This is a genomic window from Serratia sp. FGI94 (assembly GCF_000330865.1).
In the GTDB taxonomy this organism is placed as follows: domain Bacteria; phylum Pseudomonadota; class Gammaproteobacteria; order Enterobacterales; family Enterobacteriaceae; genus Serratia_B; species Serratia_B rubidaea.
In genome coordinates this window covers 4,359,246-4,380,749 of sequence record NC_020064.1, presented here as the reverse complement: position 1 = coordinate 4,380,749, position 21,504 = coordinate 4,359,246, and the positions used below count along the sequence as shown (strand labels likewise).

Sequence of the window (21,504 nt, the reverse complement as noted above, 5' to 3'; positions counted from 1 at the left end):
ATGCGTGCGAACCCGGCCGTGAGGTCCCTGGCGGTATTCTGAAAAAACAGACAGTTAACCATAAAATCGGGTTATGCTGTTGTACCCTTATCAGTAGGCTGCCACCTTTTTATTTCCATGGGTGCATACTCACTTAACCATAGCGGACAAGGCACAGGGATGCGATTTACTACCAAACTCTCTGCACTGATCACCCTGCTCGTTGCGCTGGCTATGTTCTTTATGCTGATGGGGTGCTCGTACAGCTTCTTTTATGTGACCCAGGAGCGTATGGAGCGCCGCTTCGATGCGCTGGTCACCTCGCTGGACCAGGCGATGCTGCATAACTCGCTGCAGGCGCAGACGCAGTGGCTGCCGCTGGTGATGAGGCCGCTCGGCATTGTGGAACTGCGCGTTGAGAGCGCCAGCGGTATTCTGCTCAACTATGAACTGCCCGCGTTGACGGGCCAGCCCAGGATCGCACCCAGTAGCCACCGCTATACCTCTTTGCCGCTGATGCAGCACCCCGGCAGTATGCTGAATATCACCTATCTCGATCCCTTCGCCAGCGATGGCTACTCGCTGCGTTCGACGCTGGCCGTCACGTTGGCGATCGTCGTGATGCTGGTGGTGCTGTTGTTCAGCCTGCGCTGGCTGCGTGAGCAGGCCGACGGTGAAGACCGCCTGGCCTGGCGGGCGCGGCGCATTTTGAACGGCGAGCGTGAAGAGGTGATGCAGGGGGACATGCGGGAGTGGCCGCCGAGCGTCAGCAGCGCGCTGGATCGCCTGCTGGCGGATCTGGCCGAAGCGCGCGAGGAGCGGACGCGGGTGGACACCCTGATCCGCGCCTTTGCCGCCCAGGACGCCAAAACCGGGCTGAATAACCGCCTGTTTTTCGACAATCAGCTGACCACGCAGTTGGAGGAGGAGGGGGCGCACGGCATTGTGATGATGGTGCGCCTGCCGGATTTTGAAACGCTGCGTGAAACCCACGGCGCCGCCATGGTGCAGGAGCTGATGTATTCGCTGGTCAATCTGCTGTCTACCTTTGTGCTGCGCTATCCGTCGGCGCTGCTGGCGCGCTATTTCCACAGTGATTTTACCGTGCTGCTGCCGCACCGCACGCTGAAAGAGGCGGACGGCATTGCCGCGCAGTTAGTGAACGCTATCGATGCGCTGCCCGCAACACCGCTGATTGAGCGCGAAGCCTTTCTACATATCGGCATTGTCGCCTACCGCAGCGGCCAGACGACTGAACAGGTGATCGACCGTGCCGAACAGGCGACGCGCCACGCGACGCTGCAGGGGGAAAACGGCTGGTACGTGTACGACAGCCAGGTGCCGGAGAAGGGACGCGGCAGCGTCAAGTGGCGCACCCTGCTGGAGCAGATGCTGGAGCGGGGCGGCCCACGGCTGTATCAAAAACCGGCGGTGACGGTGAAGGGCGAGGTGCATCACCGGGAAATAATGAGCCGTGTTTATGACGGCTCTCAAGAGTTGCTACCTGCTGAATACATGCCGCTGGTGAAGCAGTTCGGGCTGGCTGAACGTTACGATCGCCTGCAGGTAAGCCGGTTGATCCCGCTGCTGGCGCTGTGGCCGGAAGAGACGCTGGCGTTTCCGCTGTGCGTTGATTCATTATTACAGCGCTCGTTTCAGAACTGGCTGCGCGATGCGTTGCTGCAGTGCGAAAAAAGTCATCGGCAACGTATTCTGATTGAACTTGCAGAGGCGGATGTGTGTCAACATATCGACCGTTTACGCCCGGTGCTGCGACTGATCGCGGGGTTGGGCTGCCGCCTGGCGGTATCTCAGGCGGGGTTAACCGTGGTCAGCACCGCATATATCAAGTCGCTGCAGGTGGAGATCGTAAAACTGCATCCCGGTTTGGTGCGCAGTATTGATAAACGCGACGAGAATCAGCTGTTTGTGCAGAGCCTGTCGAGCGCCTGCGAAGGCACCAGCGCGCGGCTGTTTGCCGCCAGCGTGCGTACGCGCAGCGAATGGCAGACGCTAAAAGAGCGCGGGATCCACGGCGGACAGGGCGACTTTTTTGCCTCGCCGGAGCCGATTGACGTCGGGCGCAAAAAATATTCGCGTCGTTATCGCGTTTAACCTGAATATTTGCTCATTTTTCACGTAGAATAACCCGTCCTTTCCCGTCGGACGTTGGTAGGTGCTTACCACCAGTGATAATCAGGGAAAATGTTAGTTTTTATGAGCTGTGTTACGCCGTTTTGCGCGTTGACAGGGGTGGTAAACTGAACCTTGGTTCAGGGAATTCAGGCCTCATCCAATTTCCGTGCATTCGAGCAGTAATAATGCAGATTATTTTCACCGAAGTAGAACGTTTTTGCGCCTTGTCGCTGCTTCGTGTGGTTGGTAAAGTAGGCGGATTTTATTTTTCGCCCCCAGCTTGCAGGATTATCCTTTAGTTATGTTTAAGAAATTTCGTGGCATGTTTTCCAATGACTTGTCCATCGATTTGGGTACCGCCAATACCCTTATTTATGTTAAAGGGCAAGGCATTGTACTGAATGAACCGTCGGTGGTTGCCATTCGCCAGGATCGTGCCGGTTCGCCGAAGAGCGTAGCGGCTGTGGGCCATGACGCCAAACAGATGCTGGGGCGTACTCCCGGCAATATCGCAGCCATTCGTCCGATGAAAGACGGCGTGATCGCCGACTTCTTCGTGACCGAAAAAATGCTGCAGCACTTTATCAAGCAGGTGCACAGCAACAGCTTTATGCGCCCAAGCCCGCGCGTGCTGGTGTGCGTGCCGGTCGGCGCTACGCAGGTTGAGCGTCGCGCCATCCGCGAATCGGCGCAGGGCGCCGGCGCGCGTGAAGTGTTCCTGATTGAAGAACCGATGGCGGCCGCTATCGGCGCCGGCCTGCCGGTTTCCGAGGCCACCGGCTCCATGGTGGTGGATATCGGCGGCGGCACCACGGAAGTGGCGGTGATCTCTCTGAACGGCGTGGTGTACTCCTCGTCCGTGCGCATTGGCGGCGACCGCTTCGATGAAGCGATTATCAACTATGTGCGCCGCAACTACGGCTCGCTGATCGGCGAAGCCACCGCAGAACGCATCAAGCATGAGATCGGCTCGGCCTATCCGGGCGATGAAGTGCGCGAAATCGAAGTACGCGGCCGTAACCTGGCCGAAGGCGTACCGCGCGGCTTTACCCTGAACTCCAATGAAATCCTCGAAGCCCTGCAGGAGCCGCTGACCGGCATCGTCAGCGCGGTGATGGTGGCGCTGGAGCAGTGCCCGCCGGAACTGGCTTCCGACATTTCGGAACGCGGCATGGTGCTGACCGGCGGCGGCGCGCTGCTGCGCAACCTGGATCGTCTGCTGATGGAAGAAACCGGCATCCCGGTCGTGGTGGCAGAAGACCCGCTGACCTGCGTGGCGCGCGGCGGCGGCAAGGCGTTGGAGATGATCGACATGCATGGCGGCGATTTGTTCAGCGAAGAATAGTCAGCCCCAATGAAGGAGGTATCGTCTAAGATCAATGCATCTTGTACGCTGCCTCCTTCTGTTGTCGAGGAACTCGCATAATTTATGAAGCCGATTTTTAGCAGGGGGCCTTCCCTGCAACTGCGACTTTTTTTGGCGGTGATCGTGGCGATTGGCCTGATCGTTGCCGATAGCCGGCTCGGTACGTTCGTAAAAATACGAAACTATATGGATACCGCAGTCAGCCCTTTCTATTTTTTGGCCAACGGGCCGCGTAAGGTTCTGGACAGCGTCTCGGATACGCTGGCAACTCGCCAACAGTTGGAACTCGAAAACCGCGCTTTGCGGCAGGAGCTGCTGCTAAAAGGCAGCGATACCCTTCTTCTCGGTCAATTCAAGCAGGAAAATGCCCGCCTGCGTGAACTGCTTGGCTCGCCGCTGCGTCAGGACGAACAGAAGATGGTCACCCAGGTGATCTCGGCCGGCTCCGATCCGTACAGCGATCAGGTGGTGATCGACAAAGGCTCCGATAACGGCGTCTATGAAGGCCAGCCGGTGATCAGCGATAAAGGGGTGGTCGGCCAGGTGGTGGCGGTGGCCAAATATACCAGCCGCGTGCTGCTGATTTGCGATGCCTCCCACGCGCTGCCGATTCAGGTACTGCGCAACGATATCCGCGTGATCGCCGCCGGCAGCGGCTGCGCCGACGATCTGCAGCTGGAGCACCTGCCGGGCAACACCGATATTCGCGTGGGCGACGTGCTGGTGACCTCGGGGCTGGGCGGACGCTTCCCGGAAGGCTATCCGGTGGCGGTGGTCTCCTCGGTGAAAGTGGATAATCAGCGCGCCTATACGGTGATTCAGGCGCGTCCGACCGCCGGTCTGCAGCGGCTGCGTTATCTGCTGCTGCTGTGGGGCGCCGATCGCAACGGCGATATGCCGCTGCAGCCGGATGAAGTACACCGCGTCGCTAATGAGCGCTTGATGCAGATGATGCCGCACGTGCTGCCGTCGGCCGACGCCATGGGGCCGCCGGCGCCGGTCCCTGCGCCGGCTATCGGCGCCGTGACGCCGCCGTCTGCGGCCGCCGCGCCGCCCGCTGCGGCAGGAGCGCGCTGATGAACCGTTACCGTAGTCACGGGCGCTGGATCATCTGGCTCTCTTTCCTGATCGCGCTGGTGCTGCAGATTATGCCGTGGCCGGAGCAGATTTATATGTTCCGCCCTTCATGGGTGGTGCTGATCCTGATCTATTGGGTGATGGCGTTGCCGCACCGGGTCAACGTCGGCACCGGCTTTGTGCTAGGGCTGATCATCGATCTGATCCTGGGCTCGACCCTGGGCGTGCGCGCGCTGGCGCTGGCGATTATCGCCTATCTGGTGGCGTTCAAGTTCCAGCTGTTCCGCAATATGGCGCTGTGGCAGCAGGCGTTGATCGTGATGCTGCTGTCGCTGGCGATGGACGTGGTGGTGTTCTGGGCGGAGTTTTTAGTGATCAACGTCTCTTTCCGCCCGGAAGTGTTCTGGAGTAGTGTGGTTAACGGCATTTTATGGCCGTGGCTGTTCCTGCTGATGCGCAAGATTCGCCGCCAGTTCGCCGTACAATAACGACGTAAAAAGGGGAGTTTATGATTTCGCTCTATTTGGCTTCAGGTTCCCCCCGTCGGCGTGAATTGCTGACGCTGCTTGGCGTACCGTTCGACATTATTCTGACCCACACCGAAGAACAGCGGCAGCCGGGGGAGAGCGCGGAGAGCTATGTGCGCCGCCTGGCGCAGGATAAGGCGCGCGCGGGCGTGGCGCTGGCGGCGGAAGACCGGCCGGTGCTCGGCGCCGACACCATCGTGGTGCTGAACGGGCGGGTGCTGGAAAAACCGCACGACGCCGCGCACGCCGCAGAGATGCTGAGCCTGCTGTCCGGCAAGCAGCATCAGGTGATTACCGCGGTGGCGATTGCCGACCGGCAGGACATCCTGTGCCAGCAGGTGGTCACCGATGTGACCTTCCGCACGCTGTCGCAGCAGGATATCGCCGATTATATTGCAACGGGCGAACCGATGGATAAAGCGGGCGCCTATGGGATTCAGGGAAAGGGTGGTTGTTTCGTCAGGACCCTCACCGGCAGCTATCACGCCGTGATGGGGCTACCGCTGGTCGAAACACATGAGCTGCTCAGTAATTTTGTCGCATTACGAGAGGTAAGAACCGGTTGAGGGCGGCAGCATCGCGAGCGACCGGCTCTGAGGAGAAGACATGACCGCTGAGCTACTGGTAAATATCACACCGTCTGAAACGCGGGTTGCCTATATTGACGGCGGCATCCTGCAAGAGATCCACATCGAGCGCGAATCCAAGCGCGGTATCGTCGGCAATATCTACAAAGGCCGGGTGAGCCGGGTGCTGCCGGGCATGCAGGCGGCCTTTGTCGATATCGGCCTGGAGAAGGCGGCGTTTTTGCACGCCTCCGATATTATGCCGCACACCGAGTGCGTGGCGGGCGACGAACGGAAAAACTTCCACGTGCGCGATATCGCCGAACTGGTGCGCCAGGGGCAGGATCTGGTGGTGCAGGTGGTGAAAGACCCGCTGGGCACTAAAGGCGCGCGTCTGACCACCGACATTACGCTGCCCTCCCGCTACCTGGTGTTTATGCCGGGGGCGGCGCACGTCGGCGTCTCGCAGCGCATTGAAAGCGAGGCCGAGCGCGAACGGCTGAAAAAAATCGTCGCCGATTACTGCGACGAGCTGGGCGGTTTTATCATCCGCACCGCGGCGGAAGGCATCGGCGATGAAGAACTGGCGCAGGACGCCGCGTTCCTCAAGCGCCTGTGGACCAAGGTGATGGAGCGCAAAAAGCGCAACCAGACCAAATATATGCTGTACGGCGAGCTGGCGCTGGCGCAGCGCATCCTGCGCGACTTTGCCGGCGCGGCGCTCGATCGCATCCGCGTGGACTCACGCCTGACGCACGACCTGCTGACGGAGTTCACCGGCGAATATATCCCGGACATCAGCGGCAAGCTGGAGCTGTATACCGGCAGCCAGCCGATCTTCGATCTGTACGACGTGGAAAACGAAATCCAGCGTGCGCTGGAACGTAAGGTGGAGCTGAAGTCCGGCGGCTATCTGATCATCGATCAGACCGAGGCGATGACCACCATCGATATCAACACCGGTGCCTTTGTCGGCCATCGTAACCTCGACGAAACCATTTTCAATACCAACATTGAAGCGACGCAGGCCATCGCCCGTCAGCTGCGGCTGCGCAATCTGGGCGGCATTATCATTATCGATTTTATCGACATGAATAATGAAGAGCACCGCCGCCGGGTGCTGCACTCGCTGGAGCAGGCGCTGGGCAAGGATCGGGTCAAAACCACCATCAACGGCTTTTCACAGCTGGGGCTGGTGGAGATGACGCGTAAACGCACGCGCGAAAGTATTGAACATGTGCTGTGCAACGACTGTCCTACCTGTAACGGGCGCGGCACGGTCAAGACGGTTGAAACGGTATGCTATGAAATCTTGCGCGAAATCGTTCGCGTGCACCATGCTTATGATACCGACCGTTTCCTGGTTTACGCGTCGGCCGCGGTGGGCGAAGCGCTGAAAAGCGAAGAGTCGCACGCGCTGGCGGAGGTGGAAATCTTCGTCGGCAAGCAGGTTAAAGTACAGATTGAACCGTTATACAGCCAGGAACAGTTTGACGTCGTCATGATGTAAATCGGCTGTGATTGGCGGGGTTCGGCATGCGGAGCCCATTCATTCCCGTTGCCGGGCAGCGGAAGCAAGGAGATAGAGTGAAGCGACTGCCTGGGATTTTGTTGGCAACAGGCGCCACGTTAATTGTCGCCGTGGCGTTGCTGATCAGCGGGTTGCGCCTGGCGCTGCCGGAACTGAACGGTTATCGCCCCCAGTTGCTGGCGAAAATTTCAGCGATCTCCGGCGTGCCGGTGCAGGCCGACTTTATTCAGGGCCAGTGGGAAAACTTTGGCCCGCAGCTGGAGGTGCGCAACCTGCGCGCCGCGATGGCCAAAAGCGACCTTCATATCGAACGGGTCACGCTGGCGCTGGATGTCTGGCAGTCGCTGCTGCACTGGCGCTGGCAGTTTCGCGATCTCACCTTCTACCAGCTGCAGCTGGATATCAATACCACGCTGGGCGGCGATGAAAACAAGGGCAGCGCCATTCAGCCCGGTACCATCAGCGATCTGCTGTTGTATCAGTTCGATCACTTCGACCTGCGCGACAGCCGCATCTCTTTCCTGACGCCGTCCGGCCCGCGCGCCGAAGTTGCGATCCCGCAGCTAACCTGGCTGAACAGCGACCAGCGCCACCGCGCCGAAGGGCAAATCAGCCTGTCGACGTTTAACGGCCAGCACGGCGCCGTGCAGGTGCGTATGGACCTGCGTGATAACAAAGGGCTGCTGAATACCGGCACGGTCTATCTGCAGGCCGATAATATCGATATGAAGCCGTGGTTCAGCCGCTGGCTCAAATCCAACACCGGACTGGAAAGCGCCGACTTCAGCCTGGCCGCCTGGCTGCAGGTGCAGCAGGGGGAAATTTATGGCGGCAATGCCTTACTGAAGCAGGGCGCGGCCCGTTGGACGGTCGGCGACGAGGCGCACCGGCTGGACGTCGATAATTTGGCGCTGGCGGTCAAGCGTCAGGGCGGCGGTTGGCAGCTGGATGTGCCGCAGCTGAACATTAAAACCGATGGTCAGGCCTGGCCGCAGGGGATGCTGTCCGGGCTGTGGCTGCCGGAAAACAGCCGGTTTATCGGGCCGGAGCAGCAGGAAGAGCTGCGCATCCGCGCCAGCGACATCCAGCTGGAGCGGCTGTCGTCGCTGCTGCCGACCTTCTCGTTCCTCAGCCCGGATATGCTGGCGCGCTGGCAAGATATCCGGCCGCAGGGGCGGGTGGATACGTTGGCGCTGGATATTCCGCTGAAACAGCCGGAGCGAAGCCGTTTTCAGGCGCGCTGGCGCGATCTGAGCTGGCAGCACTGGCAGCTGTTGCCGGGAGTTAACCATTTCAGCGGCGCGCTCAGCGGCGGGGTCGAAAACGGCAGGCTGGATCTCGACCTGCAGAACAGCACCTTGCCCTATGGCGATATGTTCCGGGCGCCGCTGGAGATCGGCAGCGCCAGCGGGGCGCTGAACTGGCGCTATGGCGCACAGGGCTGGGAGCTTTCCAGCCAGAACCTGGATGTGAAGGCCAAATCGCTGTGGGTGAACGGCGACTTCCGCTACCGGCAACCGGCCAAGGGCGAGCCTTGGTTAAGCATTCTGGCGGGCATCCGCCTGTATGACGGCGCCGACGCCTGGCGCTACTTCCCGGAACCGCTGATGGGCAGCCATCTGGTTGACTACCTGAGCGGCGCCATCCAGGGCGGTCAGGTGGATAACGCCTCGCTGATCTACGCCGGCAATCCGCACCAGTTCCCTTATAAACATAATGAGGGGCATTTTGAGGTGTACGTGCCGCTGCGCCACTCGACCTTCCAGTTCCAGCCGGGCTGGCCGGCGCTGAAGGACCTGGCTATCGACCTGGATTTCCGCAACGACGGCCTGTGGATGCAGGCGCCGGCGACCAAACTGGGCAAGGTGGACGGCAAAAACGTCCGCGCGGTGATCCCGGACTACACCAAAGAGCGTTTGCTGATTGACGCCGACGTGGCGGGCGCCGGGCCGGAGGTGCAGGCCTACTTTGCCCAGACGCCGCTGCATGATTCCGTCGGCGGCGCGCTGGAGCAGCTGCAGGTTGGCGGCAATGTCAGTGGGCGCTTACATCTTGATATCCCCTTGAACGGCAAGCAGGTGGCGGCCAAAGGCGAGGTGACGCTGAATAATAACTCGCTGCTGGTGAAGCCGCTGGAGAGCACGCTGGAGAAGGTCAGCGGCAAATTTACCTTTGATAACGGCAACCTGGCCAGCGATACCCTGACGGCAAACTGGTTTGGGCAGCCGCTGGCGGTGAACTTCACCACCGATGAAGGGGCGAAGGACTATAAGGTCAATGTCGGCCTGAAGGGCGACTGGCAGCCGGGTAAGTTCCCGGAGGTGCCGCCGGAGGTGGCGAAGGCGCTGTCCGGCAGCGCGCCGTGGAACGGTAAGGTGGCGATCGTGCTGCCGCACGGCGGTGCCGCCAGCTACGCGATCGATCTCAATGCCGATCTGAAAAGTGTGAGCAGTCACTTACCTCCTCCGCTCGCCAAGCCGGCGGGTGAGCCGCTGCCGCTCAGCGTCAAGGTGCAGGGCGGCCTTAACGGCCTCACGCTCAACGGCAGCGCCGGTAAACAAAATTACTTCAACAGCGCCTGGTCGTTCGGCCGGCAACAGGTATCGCTGGACCGCGCCGCCTGGCGCAGCGGCGGCGGCGTGCCGCCGTTGCCGCAGAGCCGCTCGCTGACGCTGCACCTGCCGCCGCTGGACGGCGAAAAATGGCTGGCGCTGCTGTCACCGGCGCTGCAGCAGCCGGGCGGCGCTCAGGGCAAGGTCGGCAGTTTCCGCTTCCCGACCACGGTGACGCTGACCACTCCGCAGCTGCTGCTGGGCGGCCAGGCCTGGCATCAGCTGGAGCTGGCGGCGCGTCAGCAGTTTGGCGGCGTGAACGTCAGCGCCAAGGGCAAGGAGATCGACGGCAGCGTTTTGATCGCCGATAGCGGCCCGTGGCGCGCCGATATCAACTACCTGTACTACAACCCGCAGTTCGCCGACGATAAACCGGCGCCGCTTGCCGCGCCGCCGTCGGCGCCGGCGCAGCGCGTCTCGTTCCGCGGCTGGCCGTCCGTGATGCTGCGCTGCCAGAGTTGTTGGATCCTGGGGCAGAAGCTGGGCAAGGTCGAGGCCGATGTGAAGAACGTCGGCGATACGCTGACGCTGGAGCACGGCCTGATCGATACCGGCAAGGGACGCGTCAGCGCCACCGGCCTGTGGAAACAGAATGCGCAGGAAGAGCGCACCGCGCTGAAGGGAAAACTGCTGGGGAGCAAGATTGACGATACCGCCAGTTTCCTCGGTATCACCACGCCGCTGAAGGACGCGCCTTATGATGTGGACTTTGACCTGCACTGGCGTGGGCAGCCGTGGCAGCCGAAGATGAACACCTTCAACGGCACTATGAAGCTGGCGATGGGCAAGGGGGAGATCGACAGCATCGGCGGCGGTCGGGCCGGGCAGTTATTGCGCCTGGTCAGTTTCGATGCGCTGCTGCGTAAGCTACAGTTTGATTTCAGCGACACGTTTGGTAACGGCTTCTACTTTGACTCCATCCGCAGCACCATCTGGATGAAAGATGGCATAATGCATACCGATAACCTGTTGGTGGACGGGCTGGCGGCGGATATCGCCATGAGCGGCCAGGTTGACCTGGTGAAACGCCGGCTCGATATGCAGGCGGTGGTGGCGCCGGAGATTTCGGCCACGGTCGGGGTCGCGACCGCGTTTGTCATCAACCCGATCGTCGGCGCCGCGGTGTTCGCCGCCTCGAAGGTGTTGGCGCCGCTGTGGAACAAGATTTCGCTGATTCGTTACCATATTGGCGGCAGCCTGGATCAGCCGACCATCAATGAGGTGTTGCGTAAGCCAAAAGAGGATAAGGCGTCATGAAAAATGCCAATATTGCGTTGTTACAACTGTGCAGCGGCGATCGCGTCCGGGATAACCTGGCGCAGATTGAGCAGCAGATTAAGCAGCTCAATGCCGGTGTAAAACTGGTGATGACGCCGGAAAATGCCTTGCTGTTCGCCGACGCCGCGGCGTATCGTCAGCATGCCGAGCGGGAAGGCGAAGGCCCGCTGCAGCAGGCGGTGCGCGATCTGGCGCGCCGTTACGGCGTCTGGCTGCTGGTTGGCTCGATGCCGTTAATCAGCCGCGAAGACCCGCAGCGTCTCACCACCAGCAGCCTGCTGTTCGACGAGCAGGGCGAGCTGCGCGCCCGTTACGATAAGCTGCATATGTTCGATGTCGATATCAACGACGTGCATAGCCATTACCGCGAGTCGGATACCTATCAGCATGGTCAGCAGCTGACGGTGGTGGATACGCCGGTCGGCCGTCTCGGGATGACGATCTGTTATGATCTGCGCTTCCCCGGGCTGTATCAGGCGCTGCGCGATCGGGGCGCGGAGCTGATTTCCGTCCCGTCCGCCTTTACCCGCGTGACCGGCGAGGCGCACTGGGAGATTCTGCTGCGCGCCCGGGCGATTGAGAACCAGTGCGTGATCCTGGCGCCCGCGCAGGTCGGGCGTCATGGCCAGACGCGCCGTACCTGGGGCCATACCATGGCGGTGGACGGCTGGGGGAATATTATGAAAGAGAACCCCGATTCCGTGTCGCCGATTAAAGTACGTGTCGACACCGAGGTGCTGCACACCATACGCGGCAAAATGCCGGTGCGGCAACACAACCGATTCCAGACGTCGCTGCAGGCGCCGTCTGAAGCTAAATTCTCCAATCAAGAGTGAAAAAATTATGAGCCTGACGCTTGTCAGTGAGCAGTTACTTACTGCTAATAAGCTGAGTCATCAAGACCTGCATACGGTATTGGGGCAGCTGGCCGAGCGCCGACTCGACTATGCCGACCTCTATTTCCAGTCCAGCTATCACGAAGCCTGGGTGATTGAAGACGGCATCATCAAGGACGGCTCTTACAATATCGACCAGGGCGTCGGCGTGCGCGCCGTCAGCGGTGAGAAAACCGGCTTTGCCTATGCTGACCAGATTACCCTGAACGCGCTGAACCAGAGCGCCCAGGCCGCGCGCAGCATCGTGCGCGAGCAGGGCGACGGCCGGGCGCATACGCTGGGCGAAATTCGCCATCAGGCGCTGTATCTGCTGCTCGATCCGCTGCAGAGCCTGCCGCGTGAAGAGAAAATCGCCCTGCTGCACCGGGTGGACAAGGTTGCCCGCGCCGCCGACCCGCGCGTGCAGGAAGTGACCGCCAGCGTCACCGGCGTGTATGAGCAGGTGCTGGTAGCGGCCACCGACGGCACGCTGGCGGCGGACGTGCGTCCGCTGGTGCGCCTTTCAGTCAGCGTGCTGGTGGAGGAAGACGGCAAGCGTGAACGCGGCTCCAGCGGCGGCGGCGGCCGTTTCGGCTATGACTATTTTCTGGAAACGATCGACGGCGAAGTGCGCGCCGATGCTTTCGCCAAAGAGGCGGTGCGCATGGCGCTGGTCAACCTGTCGGCGGTTGCCGCGCCGGCGGGCGGCATGCCGGTGGTGCTGGGCGCCGGCTGGCCAGGCGTGCTGCTGCATGAGGCGGTCGGCCACGGCCTGGAAGGTGACTTCAACCGCCGCGGTTCCTCGGTGTTCAGCGGGCAGATGGGGCAACTGGTGGCGTCGGAGCTTTGCACCGTGGTGGATGACGGCACCATGCAGGGGCGTCGCGGTTCGCTGGCTATCGATGATGAAGGCGTGCCCGGCCAGTATAACGTGCTGATCGAAAACGGCGTGCTGAAGGGCTATATGCAGGACAAGCTGAATGCGCGCCTGATGGGCGTGGCGCCGACCGGCAACGGCCGCCGTGAATCCTATGCACATTTGCCGATGCCGCGCATGACCAACACCTATATGCTGGCCGGCCAGTCGACGCCGGAAGAGATTATCGCCAGCGTGGAGTACGGCCTGTATGCGCCGAACTTTGGCGGCGGGCAGGTGGATATCACCTCCGGGAAATTCGTCTTTTCCACCTCGGAAGCCTACCTGATCGAAAAAGGGCGCATCACCAAGCCGGTGAAGGGCGCGACGCTGATCGGCTCCGGCATTGAGGCGATGCAGCAGATCTCGATGGTCGGTAACGATCTGGCGCTGGATAAAGGCGTCGGCGTCTGCGGTAAAGAGGGGCAGAGCGTGCCGGTGGGCGTTGGTCAGCCGACGTTGAAGCTGGACAACCTGACGGTGGGCGGCACCGCGTAAGCGTTACCCGCCGTCGTATCGTTCGCCCGTGATGCCGGTCAGGTTCAGCCTGGCCGGTATTTTTTTGTCTTGCATGGCGGCGACGTCAGCGGTAGCCCTGATAAATCTCCCCGACTTTTTGGAAGTATTCGGTCAGGTAGTCGATGCAGACCTGCACTTTCAGCGGCAGCTTATCCTTTTCGGTATACAGCGCGTACACCGGGCGCGGATCGGAGTGATAGCGTTTGAACAGAATTTCCACTTCGCCGCGTTTGATTTCGTCGATCACCCACATCAGCGGCGCATAGGCGATGCCGGCGCCGGCTTTCAGCCAGCGGATCATGGTCTGCGAATCGTTGGTGACAAAGCGCCCCTGCGGTGAAATGCGCGTGCTGATGCCCTCAGGGGCGATCAGCTCAAACTCGCTGTCCGGGCGTACGCTGTACTCCAGCCAGGAAAAGTTCGCCAAATCGCTGGGGGTGCTCGGCGTGCCGTGGGCGGCCAGGTAACTTCTGGCGGCGCACACCACCATCGGCATTGAGCCGAGCCGTTTGGAGAACAGGCTGGAATCCTGCAGCGCGCCGACGCGGATCACCACGTCCAGCCCGTCGGCGATCAGATCGGGCGCCGGAATGCCGGTGACCAGGTTCACCTTCAGGCCGGGATACTCCTTGAGCATGTCGGCGGTCATGGTGGCCAGCACATTTTGTGCCATGGTTGAGGAACTGCCGATACGTAAATTGCCGGTAGGCGTATTATTGAAGGCGTACAGCTGCTCGTGCACCTCAATGGCTTCCAGCAGCATGCGGCGGCAGCCCTGATAGTAAATTTTACCCGCTTCCGTCAGGCCGATGCTGCGTGTGCTGCGGTTGAGCAGCTTGACCTGTAAATCATTTTCCAGTTTGGACACTGTCTGGCTGATGGATGATACGCTCATGCCCAACTGGCGTGCGGCGGCGGTAAATGAACCGCACTCAACCACTTTGGCGTATACCGACATCCGTTTTAGTCTTTCCATTATTCACTCTGGCTTAAAAGTGATTTAGATCACAGATTGTTGATGGCTTGATAGTAAGCAGGCTAATATAACCAGTGCCGGGTGTAAAAACCTCGTGCGCATAAGCGTGGTGTATCAGATGCTGCGTGATGCGCCCGTTGCAGCGCAACCCGGCTGCCTCGCACTTTCTTATCGCGGATGTATGCCTTGAGTTTAACCTTTTTTCAGGTTTATAGCCTGGACAACCTGTCTGGGGATGTGTTGTGGCGTGCATTCGCTAAAATGTAAATATAATGTGAATTAATATGAGTAAAACCTGTCTTCCCCGGTGTAGTAAACAATAAGGAAAAAATGATGAGTTTGCTTCCGGTGATGGTCATCTTCGGACTGTCGTTTCCCCCGGTGTTTTTCGAATTGATTGTGTCGCTGGCGCTGTTCTTTGTGCTGCGTCGGCTGCTGCAGCCGACCGGTATTTATGATTTTGTCTGGCATCCGGCGCTGTTCAACACCGCGCTGTATTGCTGCCTGTTTTATCTGATTTCGTGTCTTTTTGTTTGAGGTCGCTGTGAAAACTTTTTCGATAAAAATAGCCAGAATCGCGATCACTTTGATTCTTGTCCTGCTGGGGATTATCGCCGTCTTCAAGGCCTGGGTGTTCTATACCGAGTCGCCGTGGACGCGTGACGCCAAGTTTACCGCCGACGTGGTGGCGATCGCGCCGGACGTCAGCGGCCTGCTGAACGATGTGCGGGTGACGGACAACCAACTGGTGACCAAGGGTCAGGTGCTGTTTGTGGTCGACCAGCCGCGCTATCAGCAGGCGTTGGCGGAAGCCAGCGCCGACGTGGCCTATTACCAGGCGCTGACCGCCGAGAAAAAGCGTGAGGCGAGCCGCCGCGTGCGTCTGGGCGTTGACGCCATGTCGCGTGAAGAGATTGAACAGGCCAGCAATGCGCTGGAGACCGCCCAGCACCAGCTGGCGAAAGCAATCGCGGTGCGCGACCAGGCCAAACTCGATCTGGAACGCACCACGGTGCGTGCGCCGGCAGACGGCTGGATCACCAACCTGACCGTACACGCCGGTGATTTTATTACCCGCGGCTCCACGGCGGTGGCGCTGGTGAAAAAGAACACCTTTTATATTCTGGCCTATATGGAAGAGACCAAGCTGCACGGCCTGAACCGCGGCGACCGCGCGGAGATTACGCCGCTTGGCAGCAACCGCATTATGCACGGTACGGTGGACAGCGTGGCGGCGGCGGTGAACAACAGCAGCAGCACCAATGACAGCAAGGGGCTGGCCTCCATCGACAGCAACCTGGAGTGGGTGCGTCTGGCGCAGCGCGTGCCGGTAAAAATCATGCTGGATGCGAAAGACCAGCAGCATCCGTACCCTGCCGGCACCACGGCGACCGTGGTTATCACCGGTCAGAACGACCGCGATAGCGATCGCGAGTCGCCGTTCGTCAAGCTGATGCACCGGCTGCGTGAGTTCGGTTAATGAATAACCCCACCTTTATCCGCCTGAGGTTTGCGTTCAAACTGAGCTTTGCGATCGTCTTCGCGCTGTTTGTCGGCTTTCACCTTAACCTGGAAACACCGCGCTGGTCGGCGATGACCGCCGCCATTGTCGCCGCCGGCCCGGCCTTTGCCGCCGGCGGCGAGCCGTTTTCCGGTGCGATCCGCCACCGCGGCTGGCTGCGTATTATCGGCACTTTTATCGGCTGCTTTGTCGGCCTGCTGATTATCGTCACCACCGCGCGTGCGCCGGTGGTGATGCTGCTGTTGTGCTGCATCTGGGCCGGCTTCTGTACCTGGATCTCTTCGCTTATCAAGGTGGAAAACTCGTACGCCTGGGGGCTGGCGGGCTATACCGCGCTGATCATTATCGTCACCGTGGCCACCAGCGAGTCGCACCTGCTGGAGGCGCCGCAGTTCGCCGTGGAGCGCTGCAGCGAGATCGTGCTGGGGATCGTCAGCGCGGTGCTGGCGGACCTGCTGTTCTCCCCGCGCTCGATCAAACAGGATATCGACCGGGCGGTGGATAACCTGCTGGTGCAGCAGTATCAGCTGCTGCAGATGTGCATCAGCAATGCGGAGAAGGACGAGATTGACCGCGCCTGGGGCAACCTGGTGAAGGCTACCACCGCGCTGAACGGCATGCGCAGCAGCCTGATGATGGAGTCCTCGCGCTGGCAGAAGGTCAACCGCCGGGTGCGCGCGCTGCATACGCTGTCGCTGACGCTGATCACCCAGGCCTGTGAAACCTACCTGATTCTGCTTAACCACCCGGATGCGCTGAGCGAACGGCTGCGTGAACTGCTGATGGAGCCGGCGGAGACGCCGCAGGAGATCCATCGCCGCATGAAGCTGATGCGCCAGGTGCTGACGGTGCATCGCACCGATGACACGCTGTTGACGGTATCCAGCTGGGTCGGCGCGGCCACCCGCTACCTGCTGTTGGCGAAAGGTGTGCATACTAACAGCAGCATCAGTGGCGTGGAGGAGGATATCCTCAGTACCGAGGTCGAGATCAAACCGGCCTCGGCGGAGGGGCACCACGCGATGATCAACGGCCTGCGCACCTTTACCGCCACTGCGCTGGGCTGCCTGCTGTGGCTGTGGACCGGCTGGACCTCCGGCAGCGGCTTTATGGTGATTATCGCGGTAATCACCTCGCTGGCGATGCGTACGCCGAACCCGCGCATGGTGGCGATGGATTTTGTGCTGGGCATGCTGGTGGCGATACCGCTGGGGGCGCTGTACTTTATGGTGATCATCCCGGCGACGCAGCAAAGCATTCTGCTGCTCTGCCTCAGTCTGGGATTACTGGCGTTTATCATCGGCATTGAGGTGCAGAAACGGCGGCTGGGGTCGCTGGGGACGCTGGCCGGCACCATCAATATTCTGGTGCTCAGCAACCCGATGGAGTTCAACGTCACGCAGTTCCTCGATGCCTCTATCGGCCAGTTCCTGGGCAGCTGCGTTGGGTTGATGGTGCTGCTGCTGATCCGCGATAACTCGCGCGAGCGCACTGGCCGTACCTTGCTGAACAGCTTTGTCAGCAGCGCGGTGTCGGCCCTGACCACCAAGGCGGCCAAGCGGCGGGAAAACCATCTGCCGGCGCTGTACCAGCAGCTGAACCAGCTGCTGATGATGTTCCCCAACGATATTGCCAAATACCGTCTGGCGCTGAACCTGATTATCGCGCACCAGCGGATGCAGCGCACCGAGATCCCCGCCAGCGAAGAGCTGTCGGTGTTCCACCGCCAGATTCGCCGCACCGCCGACCGCGTGGTCAGCGCCAAAAATGAGGTGAAGCGGGCGTATTACTACGATCGTCTGCTCAGCGAAATGAACGAATATCAGCAGAAGCTGGTGGATAACCATGCGCCGCTCAGCGTCACCGGGCCGGTGCGCCGCCTGGCGGATATGTTGCACCGTTATCGCCATGCGTTAATTGATTAATCCTGCGCTTTGGCACGCCGCCGGCGCCGATCGGGTCGGCGCGTGCTGCCTGGCCGTTCCTCTAAGACTATACTGAAAAAAGGGCCGTTGATCGCCGTTAGCGGGGCGGTTGCGCGTGTCAGCGCCAGCGTAAAATGGCATGATAACCGGCAGCGGCGCGCGGGTGGCGCCTTTGGCGCGTAATGCTTTCCGGCAGGAAAGGTTACGTGACGTTCATCTTTCATTCATAATATTCATTTATATAAAACAGGGGCCAAGCGGCCCGGATGTCAGGGAAAGTAATGAATAAGCGGATTCTCGTGGCGATAGCGATCGCCGTGGCGGTGGCCGGGTTTAACATGCTGCGCGGTACCGATGATCGGGCGATTTCCAACGTGCCGACGGTGGCCGAGCGGGCGAGTGAAAGCATCGACCAGCTGACGCAGCAGCATCGGGTAGTGAGTTATTTGCAGCGGCATCAGCGTTTGCCGGACTACTACATCAGCAAGCGGCAGGCGCGGGAGCAGGGCTGGGACGCACGCAGCGGCAACCTGTGCAGCGTGCTGCCGGGCAAGGCGATTGGCGGCGATCGCTTCTCGAACCGGGAAGGGCGACTGCCGAACGCCCATAAGCGGGTATGGCGTGAGGCGGATATCAACTACCGCTGCGGCCGCCGCGGCGCCGATCGGCTGCTGTATTCCAGCGACGGTCTGATATTCGTGACGCGCGATCACTACAAAAACTTCATTCGGGTGGAGTGAGTTTGATGGGGAAAGTAGAGTTTGATTTCAGCCAGATCCCCGACCTGCCGGCGTTTTATCGCAACTTTGCCGATAAATTTGCGCTGGGGGACGGTTTTGGCGCCAATCTGGATGCGTTGTGGGACGTGGTGACCGGAGAGATCGGCCTGCCGGTCGAGATTGAGTTCACCAATCTTGATAACCGTCGCAAACGCCGCTTTGGCGCGATCATTCTGCTGTTTGAAGAGGCGGAAGAAGAGCTGGAAGGCAGTCTGTATTTCAATATTCGTGAAGCCGACGCCGCCGCCGCGCATCATCGGGGATGAACGCACGGGTTCATCCCATGATGCCGGCGACGCCGTGACGCCTTACTCGGCGGCTTCAGCCAGGTCGCGCAGATACTGAAAGATCTGACGGGCGGCCTTGGGCGTTTTGTTGGCGGCTTTTTCTTTCTGCGCGTTGCGCACCAGCGAGCGCAACTGCTGGCGATCGGCCTGCGGATACAGCTCCAGCACCGCCGGCACTGCATCATCCCCTTCCTCGACCAGACGATCGCGCAGCGACTCCAACTTATGGAACAGCGAAACCTGCTGGTTATGGCGGTTTTTCAGCTTGTCCAGCGCGGTCTGAATCGGCTCAACGTCGCGGGCGCGCAGCAGTTTGCCGATCAGCTGGATCTGGCGGCGACGGCCCTCTTTCTTGATCTTTTGCGCCAGTTCGATGGCGGCGCGCAGATCGTCATCCAGCGGAATGCGTTCCAGCGCGTTTTTCCCCAAATCAACCAGCTCGCTGCCCAGGTCTTTTAACGCTTCGGCATCGCGTTTAATTTCACTTTTACTGACCCAGATAATCTCGTCATCGTCCTCGTTTTCATTGTCCGGGACATCGTCGAGCCAGTCTTCAGGTTGTTTTTTCATGGTAGGCTCCGTTAAAAAGAGGCTAATCCTAACAGGTTGGCGCGGCGATCCCCAAAAGAATTGGCGCGGCGGCGTCCGCCTGCAGCCTGCGGCGCTAAATACTGCCGCCGGGGATGCGAAATTCTACGCGCTTCCTGTTAGACTCAAGGCTATGGATTTCTAAATTATGGCAGATTGATGAAAGTAGTCACTCAGGTTGCACAGCAGCGCAAGACGCTGGAAAACGCGGTTTCCCAGGCGCTGGATCTGGCGGCGGTCGGTTGCGATGCGGCAGAGGTCGCCGTAACGAAAACCACCGGCATCAGCGTCAGCACCCGCTTTGGCGAGGTAGAAAACGTCGAGTTCAACAGCGACGGCGCGCTGGGCATTACCGTTTATTATCAGCAGCGTAAAGGCAGCGCGTCGTCAACGGATCTCAGCCCGGACGCCATTGCGCGCACCGTGCAGGCGGCGCTGGATATTGCCCGCTACACCTCGCCGGATCCCTGCGCCGGCCCGGCGGAAAAGGATCTGCTGGCGTTTGAGGCGCCGGATCTCGATCTGTTCCACCCGGCGGAGCTGGATGCGGAACGCGGCATCGAACTGGCGGCCCGCGCCGAGCAGGCGTCGCTGGGTGCTGATGCGCGCATCACCAATACCGAAGGCGGCAGCTTCAACAGCCACTACGGCATCAAGGTGTTCGGCAACAGCCACGGCATGCTGCAAAGCTACTGCTCCAGCCGCCATTCGCTGTCCAGCTGCGTGATCGCCGAGCATCAGGGCGATATGGAGCGGGATTACGCCTATACCATCGGCCGCGACCTGAACGATCTGGCCAGCCCGGAGTGGGTGGGCCAGGAGTGCGCGCGTCGCACCCTGTCGCGCCTGGCGCCGCGCAAGCTGGCCACCATGAAGGCGCCGGTGCTGTTTGCCTCGGAAGTGGCGACCGGGCTGTTCGGCCATCTGGTCGGCGCCATCAGCGGCAGCAGCGTCTACCGTAAGTCCACCTTCCTGTTGGACGCGCTCGGCACGCAGATCCTGCCGGAGTGGCTGACCATTGAAGAGCACCCGCATCTGCTGAAAGGGCTGGCTTCGACGCCGTTCGACAGCGAAGGCGTGCGCACCCAGCGTCGCGATATCGTGAAGGACGGCGTGCTGCAAACCTGGCTGCTGACCAGCTACGCGGCGCGCAAGCTGGGCCTGCACAGCACCGGCCACGCGGGCGGCATTCATAACTGGCGCATTGCCGGCCAGGGCAATGACTTTGCCGGCATGCTCAAACAGCTGGGCACCGGCCTGGTGGTGACCGAACTGATGGGTCAGGGCGTCAGCGGCGTAACCGGCGACTATTCGCGCGGCGCGGCGGGCTTCTGGGTGGAGAACGGCGAAATCCAGTATCCGGTCAGCGAGATCACCATTGCCGGCAACCTGAAAGACATGCTGCGTAATATTGTCAGCGTTGGCAGCGATATCGAAACCCGCAGCAATATTCAGTGTGGCTCGGTGCTGCTGCCGGAAATGAAGATCGCCGGTCAGTAACCTGTATCAGCTGGCCGGCGCAACGCCGGCCAGCATTGCCGTTTCCCGCCTTTAACCTTCCTTACAAATCTTCGGTTTCGCTTTGTGCGCATGCCGCCTATGTTAATTAGCGGTTAATTAAAACAATAACGGAAGGTGAGCATGAACAATAAACTCAAAGCGCTGGCGGCGTTGGCGCTGCTGGGCGCCAGTTCGCTGGCGATGGCGGCCGATCTCGATGAGAATATGGATATCATCGCCGGCAACTATAAAACCGCGTTAAAAACCGATTCCGCCGACAGTTTCAAACAAAGTCTGCAAAACATGCGTGCTGCTGCGCAGGACGCCAAGCAGGGCACGCCGCCGAAGCTGGAAGATAAAGCGCCGGACAGCCCGGAAATGAAGGACTTCCGTCACGGTCTGGATACGCTGATCGGCCAGATCGACGCCTCACTGGCGCTGGCTAATCAGGGCAAACTGGCCGAGGCGAAACAGCAGGCGCAAGCGTTTAAAACCACCCGCGACACCTACCACCAAAAGTACCGCTAAGCGCCGTGGCGGCGGTT

Annotated in this window: 18 protein-coding genes; 16 read left to right on the top strand and 2 right to left on the bottom strand. The window is 60.3% G+C overall.

Translation table 11 applies throughout. The features are described 5' to 3' along the window. Positions 1-159 precede the first annotated feature (159 nt). The 9 genes from csrD (at position 160) to tldD (ending at position 13,361) form a co-directional block, all read left to right on the top strand. Entirely contained in the window at positions 160-2,094 is a 1,935-nt protein-coding gene (csrD, locus tag D781_RS19960) for an RNase E specificity factor CsrD (protein WP_015962043.1), read from the top strand. 322 nt (positions 2,095-2,416) lie between these two features. After that, a complete protein-coding gene (mreB, locus tag D781_RS19955; RefSeq protein ID WP_003855260.1) occupies positions 2,417-3,460 on the top strand; it encodes a rod shape-determining protein MreB in 1,044 nt (347 codons plus the stop codon). 84 nt (positions 3,461-3,544) lie between these two features. After that, positions 3,545-4,558, top strand: coding sequence for a rod shape-determining protein MreC (mreC, locus tag D781_RS19950; protein ID WP_015962042.1), 1,014 nt, complete (start codon positions 3,545-3,547; stop codon positions 4,556-4,558). Then, positions 4,558-5,046, top strand: coding sequence for a rod shape-determining protein MreD (gene mreD / locus D781_RS19945; protein WP_015962041.1), 489 nt, complete (start codon positions 4,558-4,560; stop codon positions 5,044-5,046). The genes mreC and mreD overlap by 1 nt, the downstream gene beginning before the upstream one ends. A 20-nt stretch (positions 5,047-5,066) precedes the next feature. Further along, positions 5,067-5,651 (top strand): Maf family protein, encoded by a 585-nt coding sequence (locus D781_RS19940; RefSeq protein WP_015962040.1) that lies wholly within the window; start codon positions 5,067-5,069, stop codon positions 5,649-5,651. A 40-nt stretch (positions 5,652-5,691) separates the two neighbouring features. Then, positions 5,692-7,161, top strand: coding sequence for a ribonuclease G (rng, locus tag D781_RS19935; RefSeq protein ID WP_015962039.1), 1,470 nt, complete (start codon positions 5,692-5,694; stop codon positions 7,159-7,161). Between the two features lie 77 nt (positions 7,162-7,238). After that, a complete protein-coding gene (yhdP, locus tag D781_RS19930) occupies positions 7,239-11,051 on the top strand; it encodes an AsmA2 domain-containing protein YhdP (protein WP_015962038.1) in 3,813 nt (1,270 codons plus the stop codon). Further along, positions 11,048-11,908: a deaminated glutathione amidase gene (gene nit1 / locus D781_RS19925; protein ID WP_015962037.1), complete on the top strand. Its 861-nt coding sequence runs from the start codon at positions 11,048-11,050 to the stop codon at positions 11,906-11,908. Before yhdP ends, nit1 begins: the two co-directional genes overlap by 4 nt. 7 nt (positions 11,909-11,915) lie before the next feature. Further along, positions 11,916-13,361, top strand: a complete 1,446-nt coding sequence (gene tldD, locus D781_RS19920) for a metalloprotease TldD (protein ID WP_015962036.1) — start codon at positions 11,916-11,918, stop codon at positions 13,359-13,361. A gap of 85 nt (positions 13,362-13,446) precedes the next feature. Here tldD and aaeR read toward each other — a convergent pair whose 3' ends face one another. Further along, a complete protein-coding gene (gene aaeR, locus D781_RS19915) occupies positions 13,447-14,358 on the bottom strand; it encodes an HTH-type transcriptional activator AaeR (RefSeq protein WP_015962035.1) in 912 nt (303 codons plus the stop codon). A gap of 333 nt (positions 14,359-14,691) precedes the next feature. Here aaeR and aaeX point away from each other — a divergent pair, with 333 nt between their 5' ends. The 5 genes from aaeX (at position 14,692) to D781_RS19890 (ending at position 18,850) form a co-directional block, all read left to right on the top strand. Further along, a complete protein-coding gene (aaeX, locus tag D781_RS19910) occupies positions 14,692-14,895 on the top strand; it encodes a p-hydroxybenzoic acid efflux pump operon protein AaeX (protein WP_004958078.1) in 204 nt (67 codons plus the stop codon). A gap of 7 nt (positions 14,896-14,902) precedes the next feature. After that, complete coding sequence (gene aaeA, locus D781_RS19905; RefSeq protein ID WP_015962034.1) at positions 14,903-15,838, top strand: p-hydroxybenzoic acid efflux pump subunit AaeA; 936 nt, start codon at positions 14,903-14,905, stop codon at positions 15,836-15,838. Beyond that, on the top strand, positions 15,838-17,805 hold the full coding sequence (aaeB, locus tag D781_RS19900) for a p-hydroxybenzoic acid efflux pump subunit AaeB (protein WP_015962033.1): 1,968 nt from the start codon (positions 15,838-15,840) through the stop codon (positions 17,803-17,805). The genes aaeA and aaeB overlap by 1 nt, the downstream gene beginning before the upstream one ends. Positions 17,806-18,086: 281 nt before the next feature. Further along, positions 18,087-18,545, top strand: coding sequence for a ribonuclease domain-containing protein (locus D781_RS19895; RefSeq protein ID WP_015962032.1), 459 nt, complete (start codon positions 18,087-18,089; stop codon positions 18,543-18,545). A gap of 5 nt (positions 18,546-18,550) precedes the next feature. Continuing rightward, entirely contained in the window at positions 18,551-18,850 is a 300-nt protein-coding gene (locus D781_RS19890; RefSeq protein ID WP_015962031.1) for a barstar family protein, read from the top strand. A gap of 42 nt (positions 18,851-18,892) precedes the next feature. On the opposite strand, the gene yjgA is transcribed toward D781_RS19890, so the two are convergent. Beyond that, positions 18,893-19,441: a ribosome biogenesis factor YjgA gene (yjgA, locus tag D781_RS19885; RefSeq protein WP_015962030.1), complete on the bottom strand. Its 549-nt coding sequence runs from the start codon at positions 19,439-19,441 to the stop codon at positions 18,893-18,895. Between the two features lie 177 nt (positions 19,442-19,618). On the opposite strand from yjgA, the gene pmbA reads away from it, so the two are divergent. Both pmbA and cybC read left to right on the top strand, forming a co-directional pair. Continuing rightward, positions 19,619-20,959 carry a metalloprotease PmbA gene (pmbA, locus tag D781_RS19880; protein ID WP_015962029.1) on the top strand — a complete coding sequence of 447 codons (1,341 nt, stop codon included), beginning with the start codon at positions 19,619-19,621 and terminating at the stop codon, positions 20,957-20,959. 141 nt (positions 20,960-21,100) lie between these two features. Then, positions 21,101-21,487 carry a cytochrome b562 gene (gene cybC / locus D781_RS19875; protein ID WP_015962028.1) on the top strand — a complete coding sequence of 129 codons (387 nt, stop codon included), beginning with the start codon at positions 21,101-21,103 and terminating at the stop codon, positions 21,485-21,487. The last annotated feature ends 17 nt before the right edge of the window (positions 21,488-21,504 follow it).